Source organism: Streptomyces cyaneochromogenes (assembly GCF_003963535.1).
In the GTDB taxonomy this organism is placed as follows: domain Bacteria; phylum Actinomycetota; class Actinomycetes; order Streptomycetales; family Streptomycetaceae; genus Streptomyces; species Streptomyces shaanxiensis.
In genome coordinates this window covers 190,840-212,707 of the sequence record NZ_CP034539.1, presented here as the reverse complement: position 1 = coordinate 212,707, position 21,868 = coordinate 190,840, and the positions used below count along the sequence as shown (strand labels likewise).

The 21,868-nt window shown below is 67.5% G+C and carries 19 protein-coding genes and 1 pseudogene; 9 read left to right on the top strand and 11 right to left on the bottom strand.

What is annotated here, in order from left to right:
- Window positions 1-260 precede the first annotated feature (260 nt).
- The gene (locus EJ357_RS00820) at window positions 261-2,396 is read right to left on the bottom strand and encodes a SpoIIE family protein phosphatase (protein ID WP_126387639.1); all 2,136 of its coding nucleotides are present in this window, start codon (window positions 2,394-2,396) and stop codon (window positions 261-263) included.
- Between the two features lie 617 nt (window positions 2,397-3,013).
- Here EJ357_RS00820 and EJ357_RS00815 point away from each other — a divergent pair.
- Window positions 3,014-3,223: a hypothetical protein gene (locus EJ357_RS00815; RefSeq protein ID WP_126387637.1), complete on the top strand. Its 210-nt coding sequence runs from the start codon at window positions 3,014-3,016 to the stop codon at window positions 3,221-3,223.
- A 254-nt stretch (window positions 3,224-3,477) separates the two neighbouring features.
- On the opposite strand, the gene EJ357_RS00810 is transcribed toward EJ357_RS00815, so the two are convergent.
- On the bottom strand, window positions 3,478-4,083 hold the full coding sequence (locus tag EJ357_RS00810) for a dihydrofolate reductase family protein (RefSeq protein WP_126387635.1): 606 nt from the start codon (window positions 4,081-4,083) through the stop codon (window positions 3,478-3,480).
- Window positions 4,084-4,579: 496 nt separating this feature from the next.
- Here EJ357_RS00810 and EJ357_RS50430 point away from each other — a divergent pair, with 496 nt between their 5' ends.
- Genes EJ357_RS50430 through EJ357_RS00800 form a run of 3 tightly spaced genes read left to right on the top strand, consistent with a single transcriptional unit; the run spans window position 4,580 to window position 5,494 of the window.
- Window positions 4,580-4,900, top strand: a complete 321-nt coding sequence (locus tag EJ357_RS50430) for a Ku protein (protein WP_323377771.1) — start codon at window positions 4,580-4,582, stop codon at window positions 4,898-4,900.
- Between the two features lie 32 nt (window positions 4,901-4,932).
- Window positions 4,933-5,283 (top strand): hypothetical protein, encoded by a 351-nt coding sequence (locus tag EJ357_RS50425; RefSeq protein WP_323377769.1) that lies wholly within the window; start codon window positions 4,933-4,935, stop codon window positions 5,281-5,283.
- Window positions 5,225-5,494, top strand: a complete 270-nt coding sequence (locus tag EJ357_RS00800) for a transposase (protein WP_126399048.1) — start codon at window positions 5,225-5,227, stop codon at window positions 5,492-5,494. The genes EJ357_RS50425 and EJ357_RS00800 overlap by 59 nt, the downstream gene beginning before the upstream one ends.
- Window positions 5,495-5,760: 266 nt before the next feature.
- Here the strand turns inward: EJ357_RS00800 and EJ357_RS00795 are convergent, their stop codons facing one another.
- Window positions 5,761-6,480, bottom strand: a complete 720-nt coding sequence (locus EJ357_RS00795; RefSeq protein ID WP_126387633.1) for a TetR/AcrR family transcriptional regulator — start codon at window positions 6,478-6,480, stop codon at window positions 5,761-5,763.
- 116 nt (window positions 6,481-6,596) lie between these two features.
- On the opposite strand from EJ357_RS00795, the gene EJ357_RS00790 reads away from it, so the two are divergent.
- Window positions 6,597-7,298 carry an NAD(P)-dependent oxidoreductase gene (locus tag EJ357_RS00790; RefSeq protein ID WP_126387631.1) on the top strand — a complete coding sequence of 234 codons (702 nt, stop codon included), beginning with the start codon at window positions 6,597-6,599 and terminating at the stop codon, window positions 7,296-7,298.
- A gap of 130 nt (window positions 7,299-7,428) precedes the next feature.
- Here EJ357_RS00790 and EJ357_RS00785 read toward each other — a convergent pair whose 3' ends face one another.
- Window positions 7,429-7,695, bottom strand: a complete 267-nt coding sequence (locus EJ357_RS00785) for a hypothetical protein (protein WP_126387629.1) — start codon at window positions 7,693-7,695, stop codon at window positions 7,429-7,431.
- Between the two features lie 173 nt (window positions 7,696-7,868).
- Window positions 7,869-8,111, bottom strand: coding sequence for a hypothetical protein (locus EJ357_RS00780; RefSeq protein ID WP_456114844.1), 243 nt, complete (start codon window positions 8,109-8,111; stop codon window positions 7,869-7,871).
- Between the two features lie 207 nt (window positions 8,112-8,318).
- Here EJ357_RS00780 and EJ357_RS00775 point away from each other — a divergent pair, with 207 nt between their 5' ends.
- Complete coding sequence (locus tag EJ357_RS00775; protein WP_126387627.1) at window positions 8,319-8,723, top strand: type II toxin-antitoxin system PemK/MazF family toxin; 405 nt, start codon at window positions 8,319-8,321, stop codon at window positions 8,721-8,723.
- Window positions 8,724-8,938: 215 nt separating this feature from the next.
- On the opposite strand, the gene EJ357_RS00770 is transcribed toward EJ357_RS00775, so the two are convergent.
- From EJ357_RS00770 to EJ357_RS00755, 4 genes are all read right to left on the bottom strand, one after another.
- Complete coding sequence (locus EJ357_RS00770) at window positions 8,939-10,219, bottom strand: IS701 family transposase (RefSeq protein WP_126387625.1); 1,281 nt, start codon at window positions 10,217-10,219, stop codon at window positions 8,939-8,941.
- Between the two features lie 918 nt (window positions 10,220-11,137).
- Entirely contained in the window at window positions 11,138-11,863 is a 726-nt protein-coding gene (locus EJ357_RS00765) for a hypothetical protein (protein WP_126387623.1), read from the bottom strand.
- Window positions 11,864-12,318: 455 nt separating this feature from the next.
- Complete coding sequence (locus EJ357_RS48900) at window positions 12,319-13,389, bottom strand: hypothetical protein (protein WP_407698546.1); 1,071 nt, start codon at window positions 13,387-13,389, stop codon at window positions 12,319-12,321.
- Between the two features lie 151 nt (window positions 13,390-13,540).
- A complete protein-coding gene (locus EJ357_RS00755; protein ID WP_126387621.1) occupies window positions 13,541-13,954 on the bottom strand; it encodes a hypothetical protein in 414 nt (137 codons plus the stop codon).
- A 167-nt stretch (window positions 13,955-14,121) separates the two neighbouring features.
- Between EJ357_RS00755 and EJ357_RS50950 the strand changes: the two genes are divergently transcribed.
- Together EJ357_RS50950 and EJ357_RS00740 are read left to right on the top strand one after the other, a co-directional pair.
- Window positions 14,122-15,194, top strand: a protein-coding gene (locus EJ357_RS50950) for an IS630 family transposase (protein WP_456114832.1) whose coding sequence is annotated in 2 segments (ribosomal slippage) — window positions 14,122-14,565 and window positions 14,568-15,194 — 1,071 coding nt in all. Because the reading frame shifts where the segments join, the coding sequence is not laid out codon by codon here.
- Between the two features lie 394 nt (window positions 15,195-15,588).
- The gene (locus EJ357_RS00740) at window positions 15,589-16,062 is read left to right on the top strand and encodes a hypothetical protein (protein WP_126387615.1); all 474 of its coding nucleotides are present in this window, start codon (window positions 15,589-15,591) and stop codon (window positions 16,060-16,062) included.
- Window positions 16,063-16,078: 16 nt separating this feature from the next.
- Here EJ357_RS00740 and EJ357_RS48895 read toward each other — a convergent pair.
- Window positions 16,079-16,162, bottom strand: a pseudogene (locus EJ357_RS48895) (IS21-like element helper ATPase IstB); the annotation flags it as partial.
- A gap of 728 nt (window positions 16,163-16,890) precedes the next feature.
- Window positions 16,891-20,226, bottom strand: a complete 3,336-nt coding sequence (locus tag EJ357_RS00730) for a hypothetical protein (RefSeq protein ID WP_126387613.1) — start codon at window positions 20,224-20,226, stop codon at window positions 16,891-16,893.
- 475 nt (window positions 20,227-20,701) lie between these two features.
- On the opposite strand from EJ357_RS00730, the gene EJ357_RS00725 reads away from it, so the two are divergent.
- The gene (locus EJ357_RS00725) at window positions 20,702-21,016 is read left to right on the top strand and encodes a hypothetical protein (protein ID WP_126387611.1); all 315 of its coding nucleotides are present in this window, start codon (window positions 20,702-20,704) and stop codon (window positions 21,014-21,016) included.
- Window positions 21,017-21,868 lie beyond the last annotated feature (852 nt).

Here is a 21,868-nt window from a genome sequence, read left to right as displayed (position 1 = left end):
CTCCATCAGAACCGGGGCATACCATCCCTGCCGAACCCGGAACGGTTCAGAGAGCGCGCGGTTGACCATGCACTGAGTCGGCGACATGTCGCGGTGGTCGCGGTCCGAATCCTCCCATGTCAAGCGGACGTTGCGAGCGCGATCATGTTGCCGTGCGATGGCTGAGCGGAGCCCTGCCCGGGCGCTGACCTTGCTGACACAGGCGACCTGCGGCGTCGTGAACTCCACATCGCTGCGCCACTTCGCGGGACGCGATCGTCTCAGAGGCGTCTCAGTGCCCGTTGTGGGTGGCGGTCTCCGCGATGCGGCGTGCTGGGCAGGGCGCGGGCGATCAGCAGGGCGACATCGTCGTGGTTGTCGGGGTGTCGTAGGCCGTGAAGGAGCCGGTCGCAGGTTTCTTCAAGAGGGGAGTCGGGGGCGTCGAGGAGGCGGAGGAGGGCATCGAGGCGTTCGTCGATGGGGTGGTGGCGGGTCTCGACCAGTCCGTCGGTGTACAGGACCAACTGGTCACCGGGACCGAAGCCGACGGTGGTGGTTTCGAAGGGGATGCCGCCGACGCCGAGGGGTGTGCCGGTGGGCAGTTCGAGCAATCGGGGAGGCTTTCCGCGGCGGATGAGGACGGGGGGCAGATGACCGGCGTTGGCGATGCGGCACTCGGCGTTTTGGGGGTCGTAGGCGGCGTAGACGCTGGTGGCGATGTACTGCTCCAGCTCGGAGGTGATCGCGTCCAGATGTTCAAGAACCTGGGCGGGGTCGAGGTCGAGGCGGGCGAAGGCGGTGGTGGCGGTGCGCAGGCGGCCCATGGTGGCGGCGGCGTCGATCCCGCTGCCCATGACGTCGCCCACGACCAGCGCTGTCCTGTCGCCGCCCAGTGGCAGGACGTCGTACCAGTCGCCGCCGATTTCGTAGGCGGCCTGGGCGGGCAGGTAGCGGGAGGCGACCTGCAGGCCGGGCAGGTCGGGCGGGTGGTCGGGGAGCAGGCTGCGCTGCAGGGTCTCGGCGGCGTTGCGCACGCTCTGGTGCGCGCGGGCGTTGTCGATGCACACCGCTGCGCGGAAGGCCAGCTCGGTGGCGATGGCGAGGTCGTCCTCGTCGAAGGGCCGTGGATCGCGGGCACGGGCGAGGCCCAGGAAGCCGAGGACGGTGCCGCGGGCGGTGAGCGGGACGGCCAGGTAGGAGTGCACGCCGGCGCGGGCCAGCAACGTGGCGGCGTGCTCGTCGCGGGCGATGCTGGTCAGGTGGTTGCCGTCGGCGTGGCGGATGAGGACGGGCCGGCCGGTACGGACGCACCGGGTGGCCAGCCGGTCGGCGTCGTAGGCGGCGATCTGGCCTGGAGGATCGGCGGCGTGGACGGCCTCGGTGGGGTATGCGGCCTTCACCGCGAGGGCACGGAAGAGCGTCGGACCGTCTCTGGTGGCGGGGCGGTGCTCGTCGACGATGGAGTCGAGTACGTCGACGGTGACCAGGTCGGCGAAGTCGGGAACGGTGACCTCGGCCAGTTCCCGGGCTGTCTGGTCGATCTCCAGACTGGTGCCGATGCGGGCCGAGCCGTCGGCGATCACGGCCAGGCGCCGCCGTGTCTCGGTGGCTTCCATGGCCGCCTGGTAGCGCTCGGTGACCTCCACCACGATGTCGGCCACCCCGAGTACCCGGCCTTGCGGGTCCTCCAGCCGGTACAGCGAGATCGACCAGGCGTGCTTGCGTCCCGGGTCCGCCGGCGTGCGGCCGACGATGGTGGACTGGTCGACCAGGGGGATCCCGGTGGTCAGGACCTGCCGCATCGCGGCCTCGGGCACCTCGAACTTCGTGGCTTTCATGATGTCGCGGTAGTGGCGACCGAGGTGCTCTGCCTCGGGGATGCCGTGCATCCGCTCCAGGGCGGGGTTGACGGCCACGTACCGCAGATCGGGGTCGAGGATCGCGATCCCGATGGGGGACTGGGAGATCAGCCGGGTGGACAGGGCGATGTCCCGCTGCAGCTCGCGCAGGGTCGGTGAGTCGGTGCCCAGGCCGAGGGCGTAGAACTCGCCGCGGTCGTTGAGCAGCCGCATGTTGCGTAGCTCCACCGGCCGGGTGCTGCCGTCCTTGCACCGGATGGGGAACGTGCCGGCCCAGCTCCGGCCGGTTTCCATGACCTCGGCGAACTTTTTGATCACCCAGTCCCGGTGTTCTTCGTTTACGAGCAGGTGTGCCGCGTACTGCCCGAGCGCCTCCTCGGCCAGGTAGCCGTACAGCTCCTCGGCCTGCGGGCTCCACAGGACCACCCGTCCCTCTGCGTCCAGCAGCACCGCCGCGACACCGAGGAGGTCCATCAGCCCGCTCGGCTGCGACGACTCGCCCTCCGGCCGGGGGACATCCGCCCAGCCGACGTCTGGCGGCTGTTCTGCTTCGCTCATCGCAGGCACTCCTTCCGCCGGCCGGCGTCACGTGAGCCATCCGCGGCCCGGCTGGAGCGGGACCTGCCTTGGTCTGCAGGCGCTTCGGTCTCCATCGTCTCTCTGGACGACCGGACAACACACCCTGTCCTCACCGCGCTCACCGCAACCGGACCTGAGTCGGTCTCACGGTCTGCAATCGGTTGGCAGCAGTCAGTGTCCGAGGTGGAGTGGTCTCCCGGCTTCAGTGAATCTGCACATCGGATGCGCAGCCGCGTCACGGGGCGCGGCGCGTCCGCATAAGGGCATGCCGGATGCCGTTCTGTTTGGTGCCGAGTGTCCGGTTCGGGAGCCCGGCGACCATCTCAGTCGCGTCCCGATGTCGTGTGGGATGTAGAGAAGCTGCCTCCAAGTCGTGCGTAGTTCTCCATGGATGCGCAGCCCGTTCGTTCAACTCCTTGGATGCGTGCTCAGGTTGATTGGTCGCCCGGTGTGCTCCGTGCTTTGATCCTCTGCACCGCGGGAGCCGCGCGACAGTCTCCGGAAACGGGTGTCGCGCACCTGCGGTCGAGGCCCGCTTGCTGTCCCCAGCGGGGCCGCCCCCCTTGTGGATCATCCATACGAAAGGGAATTTCCTTATGAACTCCGCTCCCCAGGTTCAGACCGTTGAGATCTCCGACGCCGCGCTCGATGACGTCTCCGGCGGCCTGAACCCGCACGCCAGTCTCGTCGCCGGCCCCGCGGCGGTCACCAGCACGGATGTCCTGGCCCAGCTCGACGCCGTCAAGAACGAGGTGCTGGGCGCCGCCGGCCAGTACAGCCACGTCAGCGTCAGCGCCTCCCTCTGATACCTGCAGTCCGACCGCCAGTCGGTGACCTCCTTCCAGCCTGATGGTGTGGTTGGGGCGTTGGCGCAAGGAGGCGGTTCGGAAAGGTGAAGCTCCTGGCGGCAACGGGCTCTTGATCAAGATCATCCGTCGCTGCCAGGAGCTTTGTGCTCGTTCACCCGTCGTCGAGCGATGGGCCCGGCCCTGTTAGGTCTTGCTCCGCGCCCGCCGGCGCCGGTCTGGCGGCCGTCCAGACCGGCGCCGGCGGGGCGACGTCACGCAGGGCCGCCGAGCGGCGGGTGCTCGAGCACGCGGGGCTTGTACTCGACCAGCTGGATGCGGCCGTCGAAAGTGCGGTGCTCGATCATCTCGAGGGCAACGTCCGGATAGCCGTCGTAGATGCGTTCTTCGCCCGTGGCCCCGGTGATCACCGGGAACATCACGACCCGGAAGCGGTCGACGAGTCCGGCTCGTAGCAGGGACCGGCACAGGCTGAGGCTGCCGATCGTGCTGAGGAGCCCCGAGCCCTTCGACTTCATGGCGCGGACCGTCTCGACGGCGTCGTCGCGGACGAGCGTGGAGTTGGCCCACGTCAGTGGCTCCTCGAGTGAGGAGGAGAACACCACCTTGGACGCTTGGGTGAGCTCGTCGACGGACGCCTCTTCTTCGGGCCTGAACTCGTCTTGGCCATCTGGGACCTCGCCTGCGGCGAAGCCCGACATCAGGCGGTAGGTGTTCGCTCCCATCAGGTAGGTGGCCTCGGGCTGTTTGCCGAGCCATGCGAGGTACTCCGGGCCCTCGAGGCCCCAGAACCCGGGCCATCCCTCTGCCGATGCGTGGCCATCGAGGGAGGTGATGAAGTCGACGAGAAGCTCCGACATCGCGGTGTCCTTTCCTAGGTGTCATGAGCTTGGACCGGCCGGGGGCCACAAACTCATCGGCCGCGCGCTGCGGAGTAACGAGAAAGCCCATGACGCTGCGGGCGATCTGGCCGGCGGAGCGGCACTGCTTCGGAGGGCCCGGAGGGCCGGTTCAAAGATGGGTTCTCATGCGGCGGGGCTGGTCTTCGGTGTGCTCGCGTATGAGGGGCGCCCGTGACGCCGTGGGCTGGTGCTGCTCGGGGTAGTCGCGGAGGTCTGCCATGCCCCGAACGATCTGGAGCGGCGCGATCAGCTTCGGTCCAGTGACCGTTCCTGTGGACGTCCAGTCAGCTACGGAGAACCCCGGCATCCAGTTTCACCAGTACCACCTGGCGGATGGCGGCCGGGCGCGGGTACGCAAGGTGTGCGAGCTGGACGGCCGGGAGGGCGCCCAATCGGAGATCGGCAAGGCTACGAGTACGCGAAAGACCAGGTCGTCGCGATCACTGACGATGAGTTGAGCAATCTGGCGCTACCGACGGCGAAGGCGATCGAGATCGAGGCCTTCATGCCGCTCGACTCGATCGACCCGATCCGTATCGCCGAGGGCTACCACCTGCAGCCGAACGGGCAGGTTGCGGGGAAGCCGTACAAGCTGCTGAGCCAGGCCTTGGAGAGGTCGTCGAGAGTGGCGGTCGCGAAGTACGCATGGTCGGGTCGCGAGCGTCTGGGCCTGCTGCGGGTGATGGGCGACGTGATCGTGCTTCATACGATGCGCTGGCCAGACGAAATCCGCGACCCCGCCGAGCTGCTGCCGTCGCCGGTGGAGCTGAGCTGACCGACGACGAGATCGAGGGCGCGCTCGCGCTCATGGACTCCATGAGCCGCGACGACCTCGAGAGCCCGGACTTCCAGGACACGTACACCGATGCGCTGGCCGAGGTCATCGACACCAAGCGTGAGGACAAGCCCCTGCCCGAGGCACCCGAACCCGGCCAGGAGGCCGGCAAGGTGTTCGACCTGATGGCCGCCCTCAACAAGTCAGTGGCCAAAGCGAAGGCGAAGGCCTCACGCGGCGAGGCGCCAGCCGAGGTGCACGAGCCGCCGAAGAAGAGGACCGCCGCCAAGAAGACGACGGCGAAGAAGCAGCCGGTCAAGAAAGCTGCGGCGAATCTTCGTCGGCCTGGCCCGCGACCGGCAGCGAGGGCATCTCCTCGCTGACTGGGTCCGCGAGGCCGGGACCAACGGGCCCGGACCCGCGCGGGGCTTCGCCGGCTTCCTCCGCCAGGACTGGGACGCCGTCCTCGCCGGCATGACGCGCGACTCCGGAGTCGTCGAAGGGGCACGTCAACCGTTCAAGACGATCAAGCGGCAGATGTACGGGCGAGGCTCCTTCCGGCTACTCCGCACCCGCGTCCTGCTGCGATCGTGAGCGCCACGAAATTCCGCCCAGACCCGATTTCGGAGCCCCCATCAGCGGACAGAACCCCCATGGCCAGGGCATTCCCGCAGCCAAGCACGACGCTGCCGAGCATCGAGTACTCCCTCATCGACGGCAGCTTGAGCATCCTGCGATTCCACGGGGGAAGTACCCCCAGCAGCGGCGCGCACGCTCGCGGGATTGATGCCCCGGCGGTAGTTGCCTGTCCCGCGGAGGCGAGTCAGCGGTCCTGTAGCCGTGTCGCTTGCGTAAGGCAGTCAGCTCTGCGGTGGGATGTCCAAGGAGCGGATGAGCTGGGCCAGTTCTTCGCGGAAGAGCTTTTCCGGGCTGAGGGCCTGGGTCTGCAGGTGGCCGTAGATCTCCAGCGACACAAGGCCGTGCAGGTGGCTCCAGATGCGCAGGGCGAGGGCCACGGCGGCCGGGGGCAGATCGGGGAAGGCCGGGCGGACCTTGTCCAGCAGGCCAAGGTCGAAGTCGGACCACTCGAAGTCGCCGTCCGAGTAACGGAGTTCAGCGTGCGGCCAGGCCGCGGCCGCGAGTGCGGTAATGCCGGTGCAGACACGGCGGGCGGCTTCCGGAGCGGCGCCCCCCTCGGGCGGCCGGTAGCCGGGGACGGGGTCGCCGTAGATGAGGCGGAAGCCCTCGGGGTTGGCCAGCGCCCAGTCCCTGAAGGCGCGGGCCCATGCCTGGATCCGGACGGCCGGATCCTGAGCGGGGGCGGCGTCCCAGGCGGCATCCACGGTGTCGGCCAGCGAGGTGTAGACGTTGTTGATCAGCGTGGTGACCAGGTCGTCGCGGGTGGCAAAGTAGCCGTAGATGGCGTTGGCCGTCATGCCCATCTCGCGTGCGATGGCCCGCAGTGTGATCGCGTCCGGTCCCCCCGAAGCCATCAACTCCAGCGCGACCTTCTTGATCTCTGCGGTCGTCTCGGACCTCAGTCGCTCGCGGCGCCCCTTGGTGTTTCCCACGCTCTCCATGACTGGCAACTGTACAGCGTCACAGTACTATGTGCTGTATAAATACTTCACGCCGTATAGTTTATGTACGCTGTGAATTCTGTCGGCACGGCACCAGCAACCACCCAGGGAGAGCCATGCACATCGGAGTCATCGGGGCCACAGGCGGTATCGGCAGTCGCGTCGTCAGCGAAGCCCTCGACCGGGGTCATCACGTCACGGCTTTCAGCCGTGACGCCACGCGGATCGACGAGGACCGCAAGAACGTCGTCTGGAAGAGCGTCGACGTCCTGGACGCCGACGCCGTCGCCGCCGTCATACCCGGCCTCGACGTACTGATCAGCGGGTTCCAGCCCGGAAACGCCGCCAGGGACATCGCCGACACCGTCGTCCGCTCGATCGCCGACCCCACGGTGTACGTCACCGCCGCGCGAGCCCTCCTCAAGGCGCTGGAAAGCCACCCGCGAACCCGGCTCATCGTCATAGGCGGTGCCGGCAGCCTGGAGATCGAGCCCGGAGTCGTACGGGCCGACTCCGACGAACTTCTGCACGAAACCCTCGACGCGATCGGCCTGCCGAGGGAGTACGCCGCCGCGGTGCGCGGTCACCGCGACGCCCTGAATGTGCTGCGTACCTCCAACCGGCTGTGGACCTACTTCAGCCCTGCGGAGGACATCGCACCCGGCGAACGTACGGGCCGGTTCCGCATCGGTGGCGACCAGCCGGTACTCGACGCGGAAGGGCGCAGCCGTATCTCCATGGAGGACTCCGCCGTCGCCCTTGTCGACGAGGCAGAACTGCCGCGCTTCGTCCAACGTCGCTTCACCATCGGCTACTGACCGACACCGACGGGCCATGACTGCATCTGTCGGACGGCCCTGAGCGTGCGCTGTTGCGCCGGCGGAACCGGAGAGCCACGGAAGTGCGTTCGTGATCCCTATCGGGATGGCCGTTCACAGAGGCCAAGGACTACGCGATCGTGACCGTCACGAAATTCCGCCCAGACCCGCGGACTTCCCCGTCGATGTCGCGGCATCCCCAGCCAGCGCTGAAATACCGCCCGTGCCAGGGGCGTTCGGATTCTGTGGGTGTCAGACGCTGGCCCACATCGCGCCGGACCGCGGTCGTCACAGGGGTGGCGCGAGCGACCATCCGCAGGCCGCCGGCTTCGTCGTAGCGGCCCAGCAAGAGGGTGAGCTGATCCTTCAACGAGCCGGTGACACCGCCGATCACCACTGCGGACGTGGTCTGGGCGCACTGGTGAAGCGTCGGTATTCGAGAGCTGCGGTATTCCGCTGACGCCAGGCGTGCTGATCGTAGGCAAACGCACGCCCTGCTGGGACGGAACTTACTGATGTAAGGGAGCAGGCGCTGGCTGACTCTGGTACTCCAGCCGTAGATCGTGATCTTCATGGCTGGGCGGCTTGGCGGCGGTAGTGGCTGTGGCGGGCGCGACCATGCTCGGCGATCGTCCAGCAGTTCTTGCGCGGCAGGTCCGCCAGCAGCCTGAGTATCAACTGCCGCACCCGACGGCGGGGTTCGACCCGCGCGAACCGGCTCGCGATCCGACCCATCAGGCCCTCGAACACTTCCCGCCAACCGGCAGGCGCTACGCTGTGACCTGCGGCCACTGCATGATCTTCTGTCTTCACACACTGATGATCAGCGGTGGCCGCACGCGTTCCCACGGCAGCCCCCACCAAAGATCAGGATCGTTGGCCAGGTAGTGGGCGGCCGGCCTGGCGACGCAGGTTAGTGTCCTTCAAACAGTCACAGCGTCCGGAGACGGGGCTGCACCATTTCCGTGCTTCGGTCGCGAGCGTGCGGGGTTCGCCCGCCGTCCCGGGCCAGGAGGACATGTGCAACGAGGCGAGATCTGGTGGGTCGAGTTCGACGAGCGGCGGCCGGTCGTACTCCTGTCGGGAGACGAGGCGCGCGGGTTCCGGGCGATGCAGGTCGTCGCTCCGGCTGACGTCGACATCAGCGGTCTGGGCGTCGAAGTGGCAGTAGGAGCTACGGAAGGACTGCCCTTTGAAGGCGTGCTGCGGTTCGCCTTCTCGCATCCAGGCTTCACCCCTTGCACATGGCTGACCACAATGTCCCGGGGCGACCTGATCGAGCAGGCGGGCGTCCTGTCCTCCGCGAAGCTCAGTGCGATTGAGGATGCTCTCCGTCTCAGCGAACAGGAGATGGAGTGGACCCCAGCGACGGCTGCGAAGCTCAGCGACATGAGGGACGCCCTCCGTCTCGGCGGGCTCAAGTAGGCGGAGAAAGAACGGCCTCCCTGACAGTCCGGCCGATCTCGTCGAGATGATCAACGGTGGCCGCACCTACCCCTGCAGGGCGCCCCTACTCGCAAGATCACGATCTGCGGCTGGAGTACTAGTAGGACTCCGTTAGGTCTGTCTCGATCTTGGCGTTGTGTGTGTCCTGCTGGGCAGGGGCTGTTGGCAGGTGGTGCAGATTCCGGTCCAGCACCTCAGGATGTTCTGGAGGGTGTCGAGGACTTGGTAGAGGGTGAGTCCGGTGCGGGCACTTTTGGGGCCAGGCGCTGTTCGGTCAGGAAGGCGTGGGCGGCGGTCACGAGGGTGACGTGGTGGTGCCAGCCCGGCCATGATCGGCCCTCGAAGTGATCAAGTCCCAGGCCGTGCTTGAGCTCGCGGTAGTCGTGCTCGATGCGCCAGCGGACCTTGGCCAGACGGACCAGGTCGGTGATCGGTGCGTCGTCCGGCAGGCTGGACAGCCAGTAGTCGGTGGGTGCCTCGGCATCGGCGGGCCATTCGATCAGCAGCCAGCAGTCGGGCAAGATCCCGTCCCACCAGCCTTGTTCGGCGGAGGCGGTGGCCTTGATCGGACGCTCGACAGCCTTGCCCGCGGGCCGCACGCGCACTGCGGCGAAGCGGGAGCGTAACTCACCTCGCGAGCCGTTGCGCCAGGTGACAGAGGTGAATGCCGTGGCACCGAGGCCGGCGGCAAGGGCTGCCACCGAGGGCGCGGGATCTCGGTAGCGGGGCTGCGGCCAGCAGCCGACGGGCCCGTTGCGGGCCGGAGCGAAGGGCTCGGCGTCGAATGGGTGGGCGATGACATCGGCGCGGATGGCCAGCATGTAAGCGATGGCGCGGTCGGCCAGTGCGGCCCGCAGCCGGGCGTTGGTTCCGTAGGCGGCGTCGGCCACGACGACCGGCGGCGTCATGCCCCAGCCGGCGAGTGTGTCGAGCATGTCCAGGGCCAGACGCCACTTCTCCCGGTGCGTGACGTTGGCCGGGATGCGGGTGAGGCTGCGGCGGACGGTGTCCGAGGCCCACTCCTTGGGCAGGAACAGGCGCCACTGCAGCGGGCAGGAGGCGGTATCGCTCGCGGCGTGGACGCTGACCGCGACCTGGCAGTTCGCCCGCTTACCCAAGGCGCCGCAGTACTGCGGGGCCACGGCGACCGACATCCGCCCGTCCTTGGGCACCGACACGTCGTCGATCACCCAGGCCGTCGGGTCGATCAACGGCAGCATGCGTTCGTTGATCCTCCGTTGCACCGGCACCGGATCCCACGTGGACTGGTTCACGAACTGCTGCAGGTTCTGCTCGTTGCCGTCCGGCAACCGACAGGCCATGGCCTGGATGGACTTGCGGCGGCCGTCCAGCATCAGCCCACGCAGATAGCAGTCGCCCTTGGCCCGCTGGTCCTTGCGCGGCACCGAGGCGAACACGTCCGCCACGAACAATGCCAACTTCGCCCGAACACGGTTCACTTCATGTGCGTCCACACACCCAACGTGCTCCCGAACAGGGCCGACAGGAAGACCTAACGGAGTCCAATAGGCATACATGGCGAAAAGGATGAGAGCGGAGCGCGAGGCAACGGCGAGCTGCTGTCTCTCCTTTTGACTATCCCGGTCGGGATCGCGATTGACGTGGCCGCCGACCAGATCAAGGGCTACCTACGCCGAAGGGGACGGGACCGGGGCATCAGAGAAGCAACCATCCGCTGGACGGAGGAGACGGTCGACGCCGACGGCAACGTGACGACGGATCCAAGACAACACCGGGTAGAAATAGACGAGTCCTGACAGAGTTGGGACCTCCGGCCCCCGCCCCGCCAGAGACGCCCAGCGGGCACGTCCCGCTCTCGACGACCAACGATACATAGGCAGTAGACATAGCTCCTACGTCTACCGCGGGATCCGCCGCCCGAACCGGCCCACAGACAGCGGCGGATCGCCTCCAACACCAAGCTGCCCGCGCGCTCCCACAGCAGACGTGGAGACGGACCTCCCACCACCAGGCATTGGTTCTCGCGTCGTGAGCGGGAGGGGCGGCCCGCGTCAACGTGAGGAAGTTCCGAGACTCCTCCTGCAGGCGGCCTCAACTCGTCGTGCAGCGCGGAGCTCTTTAGCGGTGGGTGGATCTTCCAGAACCCCATGTGTGCCCAGGCAGAACACCTTACGGCCGCCCGCAACGTCGGCATGAGCTCCCGCACCCCCGGCCCGACCCAGATCGACCACGCGCCGACACTTGCCGGTTCTCATCGCCGGACCGGATGCCTGTGTCCGAGCTTCGCTCAACCGCCGACGATCTTTGTCCGTGGCCACAGCCGCGGTACCCAGCAGCACAGGCGGCACGGGGTGATGCCGCCGTCTTGAACGGGGGCCGGGATGAAGTCCTGATCCGCGCCGCCCAGGTCGTCACTGCCGGCGAACACCGGCCCGCACACCCGCTGTTTCCGGCAGTAGTTGCCGCAGCGATGTGAAGGGCCGCTCGGCGAGCTCCATCTGCTCGGCGATGTCTTCGACCACGTATGTGGGTACCGCCGCGGTCAGATGGGCGAGGGTGGTACGCGCATCGGCGTGTGCGAGGAGGTTCCGGCGTCGGGAGAACACGCCGTTGCGGTAGACGGCCTCAAAGAACCCCGCCACGTGACACAGCCGGGTCAGCTCCTCCTCTCCCAGCCGCGGCGCACCCTCCAGGTGGGCTTGGATCCGGGCGTGCAGCCGGGTGCCGGCCGTATGCAGGGCTCGCCGCGCGTCTGGCGGGGGAGCACCCTGAATCGGGACAGTACTGCCAAGAAGGCGCACGCCGGTCGTGACCGCGCCGCCCAGGCCGCACCCGAGACTGAGCCGGAGACGGTAGTCGATGGTGCGTCCGAGGGCCGCATAGTCGGGGCGCCGCTCGTCCATCGGCTGCACCGCCGGGGCAAACCCACGTGACTGGCGCAGGTAGGAGGCGACCAGCCGGTCCGTGCGCGGCAGGTGCCGGGCCAGGAACTGCGACATCGGCGAGCGCGGGTACTCCAGCTGCCCCGTCAACGGCAGCGCGGCCAGCGGCACCCCGTCCGGGGTACTCGTCACAGCCGCGCGCGAGGCCTGCCGGATCTGGGCTTTGGCCCACTGGATCCCCGTCGTGTCCAGCACCTCCCGAGCCCGCGTCACCGCCGAGCGTCAACGGCGTGAACACCCGCCTCTCTTCATTTCTGACCGACTCTGACTAAAGTCGACCAGAACTGACATAACTCGCGATCTATCCCGCGTAAATGCCGGGAAGTGGCTGACTCTCTCAAGGGAAGCCTCTTCATGCCTGGGCAGCGAGCCTGATCTCGTCCGTCCGCCAGGAGCCCCACGCCGTCCCAGAAGCCTGTTTGCGCAAATTCACAGCTGTGCGTGCTGTTGGGCACCCTGATCTTCAGGGGAAGCGCTGCGGCCAAATGGCCCCGAACGGTGAGCGGTAAGTCCGCTCGGGGCCGTCTACGGTGCAGACCCGGACTGGGGAGTGTCTGGCACGTGCCCAGTTGGCAGCGCAGCCGTACGCCCGACTCGCCGTGAACATGTTGGCCGGTCCGCCCTTTCGCACCATCCGCGCAGGCCCGGTGCTATTCCGACTGGTGCTCCGGCCCTCCGGAGTCCTGGTTGGTGTAGTCAGGGCTCGTGTAGCTCGGGCGCGGACCTGCGACGGGGCCGCCGTCCGGGCTGTCGAAACCAGGCCGGTTGTAGCCGAGGTGCGGGATGCGGCCGGCCGGTGTCGTCGGGGCCATGCGGTGCAGGGCCGCCGCCGTGCCGGGGTCGGCGAGTGCCTCACGAAGGAAGGGCAGGATGCCGCGCTCTAGCAGGGCTTCGCGCCAGGCTTCCTTGGCCCGGGCCACCTCTTCGTTGAGTTCGCCGTGTGGTCCGGAACCGAAGGCCTGCCGGTTGCGTCGGGCGCCGAACAACATTGCGGCAATGGCGATGAGGATCGGGATTGCGACCGCCGCGCCGAGAATCCATCCAGTGGTGACCAAGGTTTCGGCGGTCGAGGCCGCAGCACCAAACTCCTCCAGGACGTAGCCCAGCAACAGACAGAGCAACGTGGCGAGCGTAGCCAGGAGGCCGGCGAGTACAGCGAAAGCCCGGAACGAACCGCTCAGTTTGACTGCCAGTTCCCTTGCAGCAGCCGCCCTGGCCACCGGCGGTGCAACTGGGCGGAGGCGTACCCCCAGGAGTGCCGCCGACAGGCGGCGTCCAAAGGACAGCTGCTCCGGCTGCCGGGACGGATTACTCACCTGACTGCCACGGAGTCCAAGGCCCAAGACAGCCATAAGGATGCGGCTGAGCACCACGGCTGCCGGACTGGGCCGCGCAGAGGCGACCTCTCCGATCGTGGTGGCGAGCCCCATCGCGCCCATGCCCGGCTCGGTGGAGCCGTACGGGCGCGCCGGTGACGGGCTGGAGGGCGCTGGCCGGCGTTGTTCCTCACGGACGCGGATGTAGTGCTGGTACTCGGTCGCCGCGGCCGCCGTGATGAGTGCGGTGGCGTTCAGCGCCATGGTGCGCAGCTGTTCGGGGTTGAGCCGCTGTCCGACAGCGGCCAGTTCCGGGCGGTGTGGTGCGGAGCGCAGCGCCTCGTCGAGGATCCGCTCGTACTCCTGGCGGTCCTCGCTGTGCAGGTGCTGCGGAACGCTGTTCATCATCAGCGCACCCCTCGCTCCGCCATGATGCGGGACCTCCGGCGGCCGACTCGGCCAGAGACCTCGCCACATGCCGGTACGTGGTCTGCATCAGTCCGAGCTGAGTCCGGCTCTGACCCTGCCGCTTCGAGTACGTGCTGGAGGGGCGCGGTCATGGCGTCCCCTCTTCGCGGACGGACTGGCGGCTGTCGGCCGCAACACGCGTGGGGAACTGGCTCCTGGTCAGCGTCGGGTCCGGTTGCAGGGCAGACGGGGCCGGCTGAGAGATGACTTCGATCTGCGCAATATTGCTGGCCTGTGTATTGCCCGTGACCACGTCACTCACCGACTGGACCCGCCCGAGCTGGGTCAGAAGCATGGGGGCTGACATCCCGACCACGAGGGCCGCATAGGCACCACTGATCTGCCCTGTGGTGCCGAACAGCACCGCGGCTCCCGCCCCCATCGCACTGTGGACAACGGCCGCGATGGGATCGGCAATGGGGTCGTAGTACTCCTGGAATCGCGGTGTTTCGGTTTGCTCAGGCGACTGCCGGTGGGCGCGCCGGTCCGCCTGCCAGTTCATGAACTGCGTGTAGACGTCCAGGAGCCCGCGTAGCAGACCTCCTGCTGCCCCCAACAGAACTAAGGTCGACACTTCCACGGTTTCCCCCGGTAGTGGACGCCTACTGAGCTTGAACTCGGGTTGTCGTAGCGGCTGACAGCGCTTGATCCTCGCGGTACGCCGTTGTCATGAGGTATGCGCAGGGCGGCGGTCTGTCGGACGAGCGTCGGCAGTTCCGTGAGGGCATCCGGTTGAAGGCGGCCCAGGGGTTCGCCTCTGGTGAGCCGAGCTCAGCGATCGCCAAGGAGTTACGGGTGAGCGTCCGGTCCGTGCAGCGGTGGCGGCGGGCCTGGGACAGGGGCGGGCCGCGGGCGCTGCGCTCGGCGGGTTCGGCCTCGCCGCCCAGGCTGAGCGAGGCCCAGTTCGCCCAGCTGGAGGCGGAGTTGGTGAAGGGGCCGGTTGCGCACGGCTGGCCGGATCAGCGGTGGACGCTGTCGAGGATCAAGACCGTGATCGGTCGGCGCTTCCATAAGAGTTACACCCTGCAAGGAGTGCGCAAGCTGTTGATCCGGCACGGCTTCTCCTGCCAGATCCCGACAAGACGTGCTGTCGAACGCGATGAGGAACAGGTCACCGGCTGGGTGAAGGAGACCTGGCCGCAGGTGGAAGCACCGCGGCGGCGCTCGACGCGTGGATCGTCTTCGAGGACGAGTCCGGCTTCTCGATGACGCCGCCAGTCACCCGCACCTGGGCCCGCCGCGGACAGACGCCTGTGATCCGGGTCAGGGGCCGCTCCCGCCGGCGGATCTCGATCGCCGCGCTGGCCTGCTACAAACCCGGCGAACGGTCGAGGCTGATCTACCGGCCGCGCCGTGACGACGGCCGGCGTGACGGGCGCAAGAGCTTCGCCTGGACCGAGTACCGCGACCTGCTCATCACCGCACATCAGCAGCTCGGCGGGCCGATCGTGCTCGTCTGGGACAACTTGAATGTCCATCTGGCCTACGGGATGCGGCAGTTCATCGCCCGGCAGGACTGGCTGACCGTCTACCAGCTGCCGTCCTACGCACCCGACCTCAACCCGGTCGAGGGCATCTGGTCGCTGCTGCGCCGCGGCTGGCTGTCCAACACAGCCTTCACCACCCCTGAGCACCTCATCCAGACCATCCGCCACGGAATGAGGAAGATCCAGTACCGCCCTCACCTCATCGACGGATGCCTCGCCGGAACCGGACTCTCCCTCACCCCTACGACTTCATGAGTTCAAACTCAGTAACTCTGATCGTTGGGACATCCCACGAGCGTAGAGCCCACAGGAAGTCCCAGGGAAGAGTTCATCTGCGTGAACGAGGTTGATTGGAACGCCCCTTACTGACTGCACGGCCTCTCTCATGCTGCCTGAATGCCTTACAAGGTTCAGCACCTTCGGTCGCTGTGCCAGGGCTGGCAGTGCACCTGCCCAACCGTGCGCTGACGTAGACGGGAGAATAGCGGTCGGTTCCCCCAAACCGGGGCGCGTTCCGAACGAATCGGAGAGCGGTCTGGGTCGCTACCCCTATGGAATGTTGCTGAGAACTGGCAGCAGGCAGTTGCGTCGGAACCTGAGTGACGTCAAGCAAATGTTGACCGTAGGCTCTCGGCGAAGGGCAGGTGCGGTGGACATCACGGTGCAGTGGATCAAGACGTCCTGGACGAAGCAGTCTCGGGGCGGGGAGGCCGCTGCCCGCAGGAACGCGGCGCCGGTCGGCTTCTCGTTGCCTCAGGTGCCCTCTGGGTTTGCCCACTTCGTCCAGATGTCCGAGCGTGACGGCTTCGAGCCACGTTCGAGCCCGAAAGACCTTTGCGAGATCGGTGTCAGCCTGCGGGACGAAGGTGATCGGCTCCGAGTGCTCGCTCGTGTGGAGCCGCTCTTCGGGTTGCCGCCTCGGCCGCGCAGGCCGCCGGCAGTTCGAATGCTTCCCGGGCAGTGGGTCCGCTGGCAGTTGAACTACCGGTTCACCAGCGCCCTGGGAATCCGCGGTTGGTCGTACTGGCTCGACACGTTCAACATCGCTTATAGCCCCGTCGACCAGGATGTCTTCCTGTCAGAGCCGACCGTGATCGTCGATGAGTGCGGGCCAGTTCGATAGAGCAGGAGGAATGCGCTCAAACGGCTGCTCGTTCCGCTTGGGCGCGGGGGGTGGCGAGGCGGTAGGAGTCGGTGCCGGTTTCGATGATGTTGCCGCCGAAGTGGCATGGAGGCCTCGCCGGTCACCAGCCTCGTACGGACGGTCGGAAAGTCCAGGCCAGAGCGCTGATGACGGCCAATACCCCGCCCACGATCAGTATGACTCCGATGTAGGACCACACCGCATCAACCGTCGTCCCGCCCACCTCCCAGCATGCCCTGTGACCGTTGCGCATGCCTGGCCCTGCATCCTGGTGCCTCCAGCAGTACCCGCGCTCGCCGAATAGCTGTACCAGGATGAACCCGAGCACGACCGCTACGACGGACAGAGCACCCACGCTCTTGATGAGCTGCAGGTCGTCCTGAATGCCGGTCCGACTGCGTGTGGTGCCCGCCGGCCACGGCTTGCCCGTGCGCCCGCCCCAGCCAGCTTCTGACGGGCGCACCTGGCCGGCGCTGGTGGGCTCGTGACGGGTGGCTCGCTCTCTACGAGGCGGGCGCCTGCGCTGTTGATCGTGCTCCCTCACACGCTCGCGGTCTTCCGGAGTGCGCCACCGCTGCACCGTGCCGCCAGACAACTGTCTGCGCACACTCGCGGGCGTATGACCGGCCGCGCGTGCATGCCGTCGCACAGCCGCCGCCGCGGTTTCCATCTCCAGCTGGGGCACTTCGTCGCCGCACGCCTCACACGTCCAAGCATCCACCCGTCATACCCCCCGGCTGCCACCGCAGTTCTCATCCCTATCACCAACTGCGCCCGGGACCAGGCAAGTCATGCCCTCACTCCGGGTCATCTTCCGCGGATCCGAGCGGCGCGTTCCCGATCTTCGGCTTGCCTCAGCAGGTCCTGCTGTTGCAGGCGTCCTGCTGCAGCCACGGCTTGAAGCGCGGGGACGCGGTCGGCGAGGTCAGCGAAGTACTCCAGGAGCTCGACGTGCAGGCGGGAGCGGTCCCCTGACCAGAAGTCGTACCAGGCCACGGCCGCAGCGATCTGCCCTGCTTCCACCCCCCGCTCCAGAAGCAGGAGGCAAAGCCGTTCCATAGCCGTGGTGCGCTGTCCCATGAGCGCGGGGACCAACTCGCCCGGAGCGACCGAATGCTCGTCGAGCAACCGCCTGGCCAACTCGGTGTCCGAGCCGACCAGGTGGACAAGGGCGCTGTGGCCAATGCGGGACAGGCCGACGCAGTGCACAGCGAGACGGAGGCGGTGGGAGTGCGGGAGGAAGGACAGAATGCTGTCGCTGTCGTGGGGGAGAGGTGAGGTATACCAGCCTCGGTCTGCCATCTCGTGCAGACGTTTGAGGAACCATGCCTCGAAGGTGTCGGGGTCGTGCTGCGCCAGATGGCCAAGAACTCGGCCCGCCCGCCACTGGTTGTGCTGGGACAAGTCATCGAGGCGCAGGCCTTCGACGGCGGTACGCCAGGCGGTGCGCCATGCCGACGGTAGTGCGGGGCCGTGAGGTGCGCCGAGGCCAGAGAAGTTGATGGCTGCGCTGGCTGCGATGGCGGGGACGGAGTGGACCAGCAACCGGTGCATGACCTCGTCCGGCTCGTGGCGGATCAGCATCTCCAGCAGGGCCGTGTCGGCCGACGTCAGCGAGGAGATCACCATTTCTCCGGTCTCGTCCACGACGTCTCGTGCAAGGACGGTGCTGATGACCGTCGACCGGGTGGAGGTACCTTCAAGGGCGCGACGGAGTACAGGAATTGGGACACACCCGGGGCCCGCGTTGAACCACTGCCGCAGGGCGGCCCCGAGTAGGAGTACGTTGCCCGAGGCGGCGGCCGCCTGGTGCCAGGCAGACGGGTCGGTCATCAACTCGCCCATGCGGACGGCCGTCAGATGCCCGGCGGCGCTGTCGCCTGCGACTGCTGCCTGCGCGGCCAGCTCGTCGAACCGCGCGACGCCTGCACGTGATCCGAGCGCGACCAGTTTCTCCGCAAGTGCCTGCGCCCGGGTGAATACTTCCTCGGTGGCTTCCTCGTAGTCACGGGTGACGCGGACACTCGCCCATTCGCAGAAGGCTTCGAGATCGAGATCGATGTCGAAGTCGGGCAACGCGTGGCCGACCTCTTCTGCCCGCGGCCTCAGCCATGCGAGTTCCCGGTGCGCGCGCAGCGCTGTGCCTGGATTGCGCTGGAGCAGCGGTCGGAGTGTGTCCATGAGGACCCTTCCGCCCTCGGCACCGCACTGCCGATGCTCGGCAGAAGGAGCCCGGTCCTGCCCTTCTGCGGTATTCAGGCCCAGACGGACCCACTCCAGCGCCGTCTCGAGCAGCACGACCAGCGCCGCAGGCGGACAGGCGATATCGCCCTCCTGCGCCGGCTCGCTGTTCAGTGCCGGCACTACCTGATCCCACAGGCGCAGCAGTCCGGACAGGTTGTCGGCACTGTCGATGCCTCGGACAAGCGTGATGGTGTCCAGCGCCCCTGGGTTGGTCCAGTCGCCCGACACCCCGACGCTGAAGATGCCAGCCACGGCTTCGGTGGCCACACTCCATTGTTCGACCGAACTGCGGTGCTGCCGCATCCAGCTGAGCACCGCCTGCAGCAGACGCGCGCGAATCTCCAGGGATGTGCCGAAGTCCGGATCGACCACGATGGCCAGGTCACTGAGCACCCGCAGCGGATGTTCCGGGGTGGAGTGCCGGCGCCGGGTGTCGCCCACGGCCAACGACAGCAACCCTTCGACCGCCTCCGGCAGCAGGAACTGGCGCGCGCTCTGGATCAGCTGCTGGACCGCCGCCCGGCCGACGGGATCGACGCTCACCCCGTAGATCTCCACCGGTTCGCGCTCGGCGGCTAGCGCGGTCAACGCGCCCCGCACGGCGAACGCAGCCGCCCGCGGATCCAGGTGTGCGTACTGCGCCACGACCGCGAAGATGTCGGCACTCCACGTCGTAGGGGCGGGCAGTGACCTGATCCACGTCTCCGCCTGATCCCGTGCCTGCGGGGCGGGAGACGCCGCGGCCGCCGACATCACCGACGAGGCGAGATCCAGCGCGCGGTTGGGGAACGCGGCCGTCAGCGTGCCCCACGGTCGGCGCACCGGGCTGGTGAAGAACCATCGCGTCACCAGCGGCGCGCACAGTGTCGGCTGCAGCTGCCACGCGCCGCGGGCCAACTCGACCAGGCCGTTGTGCGCAAGGTCTTCCATGACGCCCGACAACTCGGCCGGAGCCACAGCGACCAGGGGTGCCAGCTCGTACAAGGTTTCCGGCGAGGCCCCGCCCAGAGCGGCAACGCATGCCAGCACGTCCAACACTGTGGGCGAGGAAGTGACTTCGCGTAGATGACGCTCGACGTGCGCCATATGCGCTCTGCCGCTGAAGACATCCCCGTCCTGTCCGTCGGCCAGTAGCGCGCACAGGGTCACCGCCCAGCCGGGGCGGCCGGCCGCCTGTTCGAGCACGGCTGCCCGAGCCCGGTAGCCCGTGACCCCTACGGAGGTCACCAGCTCGTTCATCTGTGCCCGTTCGAGGAGCCCAATGGGGATGACCGTCGCACCGGGCAGCCACTTGAGGACGTCCTCGAGACGGTCGGGCCAGGTGGTTGCCACCACAGAGAAGGAATGCTCTGTCTGCTGGCGGGCCTGTCGCACTGCACGCACTCCCTCGGGATGAGCGTGCGCATCGTCCACGATCACCGCGCCGGGCCGCGTCAATAAAAGTTCGTCAAAAAGATGGTGCAGGGAAGCTGTCCCGAGGTACAAGGCGCCCTCGCCGAGCTGCCCGGTCAACCGCGTCTTGCCCACCCCCGGGACACCGACAAGCACCACGTCCTCACCGGACGCCACAGCCCCGGACAGGGCCTCGAGCTCGGGCTCCCTGCCGACCAGTACCTGCGGAGACGCTGTCGGAGTGGTCTCCAAGGGCACCTCGAGTAGAACCCCCAGCCGGCCCTCGATACCCAGCAGACTCCGGCGCCACGCCGCATCCTGGACCAGCTGCTGCACAAACCACTCCTGGGCATAGACCTCCGCAGGCGGCAGCCCCCGACCCGTGCACATCTGGTCCAGCACCCTGCGGGTTCGCGCATCGACCGGACGTGAGCAGGCCACGACGACCAGATCGACCCGTAGACCCTCCTCTTCCATACGGCGCAGGCCGTTGCGCACGTTGGCCACTGGGTCCCCCGTGGTGACAAGAAGACGTCCACGCGCTCCGGAAGAACTCCGGCCGTGAGGGAAGTAGATGTCGGCGTCACGGCCGAAGTCGTGGCCGCCTTCCACCGCCGAGAGTCCCGGGTAGCGGGATTGGAGCAGGGCACAAGCACACCGCTCGAACTCCGTAGGATGAACGGCCTCGTTGAGCGCCTGCCGTACACGAGCCGGAAGATTCACAACCCCACATGCTACGCCGCCTTTCGCAGGCCACAGGGGGCCTGTGGCAGGAAGACCCGCGATCCTCAGTGCCCAACGGGCTCAGGGGCGCGCCCACAGCCGCTGACTGCCCGCTGGGCCACTTCCCTCGTCTGCGACGGCTGCCGAGCACATCAAGTCCGTCGTCCAGGACCACGTGATCACGGACCAAACGCTCGGATAGATCCCCGCAGCTGATCACCACCGTAGGGGGCCCGAAGGGCCGGGAGCTGGTCGCCAGGTGCCGCTGAAGGTCGATGTGCCGGAACTGGTACACCGCTCCGACTTGTCGAAGGATGCCGTGGCGTTCGTGCGCATCGGCGAGGAACGCCATCAGGTCCGACGGCACTCGTCGCCGTGCCGACAAGAAGACGTTCGTCACGGCAAAGTGGCCCCCTGCCGTCTCGAGGCCGGCTACGAGCCCGCCCGTGAGGCCGGCCCCAACACCCACCGCAAGCCCGATGCCTATGCCCCAACCCGGCCCGGCCGTAAGTCCGGCGGCCAGCCCGGCCCACAGGCTGAAGCCCCCTGCGAAAGCCAGCCCGCCCACGAGTGAGGACACCAGGAACGTGCGTCGGTCTGATCTGAGCACCGCTGACGGGCCGGCAGCGGAAGCAAGATCGGGTTTCACCGTCACGAGCCCGCCGGTGAGTCCCAGGGACGGGCCGATCAAGAGTCCGACGACGAGGCCGAGGCCGAGCGAGCCCACGTACTGGAACGCGAGCCCAACGATCAGCCCAAAGAGGAGACCCAGAGGGATCCCATACGCCAGCCCGGAGAGGAGTCGGCGCCCGAATGCCCGGGCAGACCAGCGCAGTCGCGTGCTCGGAGCGCTGGGTGGACGTCTTCCCGCGGCCGTGAACCCGGTCAGAAGGCCGGTTGCTGCCCCGACTGCAAGCCCGGCAGGCGCCATGAAGAAGAGCCCGAACAGCAGCCCGCTCGCGAGTCCGCTCGGATGTTGCGGCTCTCGTGGAGATGAGCAGTCCTTGCAGGCTCACCAGGGCGTTGCTCAGTGTTGGAGAGCGGAGTTCGGCGGAAGTTACTGAAAGGTAGCTCTGGGGCTTGGTTGAGCGTGTGCCTCTGAGAGTTGGCTTTACCTGTGGTTTTGCTTGATGTGGCCGTGCTCTGCTCAACATGAGCGTTGACTGCTCAGGGGTGAGGGGACGTTGGTGGTGGTGGTCGAAGAGCGCTGGTGTTGAAGGGGCGCAGACTGTGTGCGCGAGGTGCCGGGGAGGGTCTCATCACGGCCCGAGGCCCCCCTCCGTAGCAGGCGGCGACGCGATCCAGGAACGACCATGCCGTCCCGCCCCGGACGGGCACCGCACTGCCCGGAGCGCACCAGGCGCCGAGCCCGTCATCCTGGAGGCCCGAGTTCCGGTTGCTCAGGGGCAAGGGGCAGCCGGTTGCG

Excerpts from the sequence above, each read along its gene's own strand:
- EJ357_RS00820 (WP_126387639.1), bottom strand. The coding sequence starts at position 2,396 with ATGAGCGAAGCAGAACAGCCGCCAGACGTCGGCTGGGCGGATGTCCCC.
- EJ357_RS00815 (WP_126387637.1), top strand. The coding sequence starts at position 3,014 with ATGAACTCCGCTCCCCAGGTTCAGACCGTTGAGATCTCCGACGCCGCG.
- EJ357_RS00810 (WP_126387635.1), bottom strand. The coding sequence starts at position 4,083 with ATGTCGGAGCTTCTCGTCGACTTCATCACCTCCCTCGATGGCCACGCA.
- EJ357_RS50425 (WP_323377769.1), top strand. The coding sequence starts at position 4,933 with ATGGACTCCATGAGCCGCGACGACCTCGAGAGCCCGGACTTCCAGGAC.
- EJ357_RS00795 (WP_126387633.1), bottom strand. The coding sequence starts at position 6,480 with ATGGAGAGCGTGGGAAACACCAAGGGGCGCCGCGAGCGACTGAGGTCC.
- EJ357_RS00790 (WP_126387631.1), top strand. The coding sequence starts at position 6,597 with ATGCACATCGGAGTCATCGGGGCCACAGGCGGTATCGGCAGTCGCGTC.
- EJ357_RS48900 (WP_407698546.1), bottom strand. The coding sequence starts at position 13,389 with ATGAACAGCGTTCCGCAGCACCTGCACAGCGAGGACCGCCAGGAGTAC.
- EJ357_RS00755 (WP_126387621.1), bottom strand. The coding sequence starts at position 13,954 with ATGAACTGGCAGGCGGACCGGCGCGCCCACCGGCAGTCGCCTGAGCAA.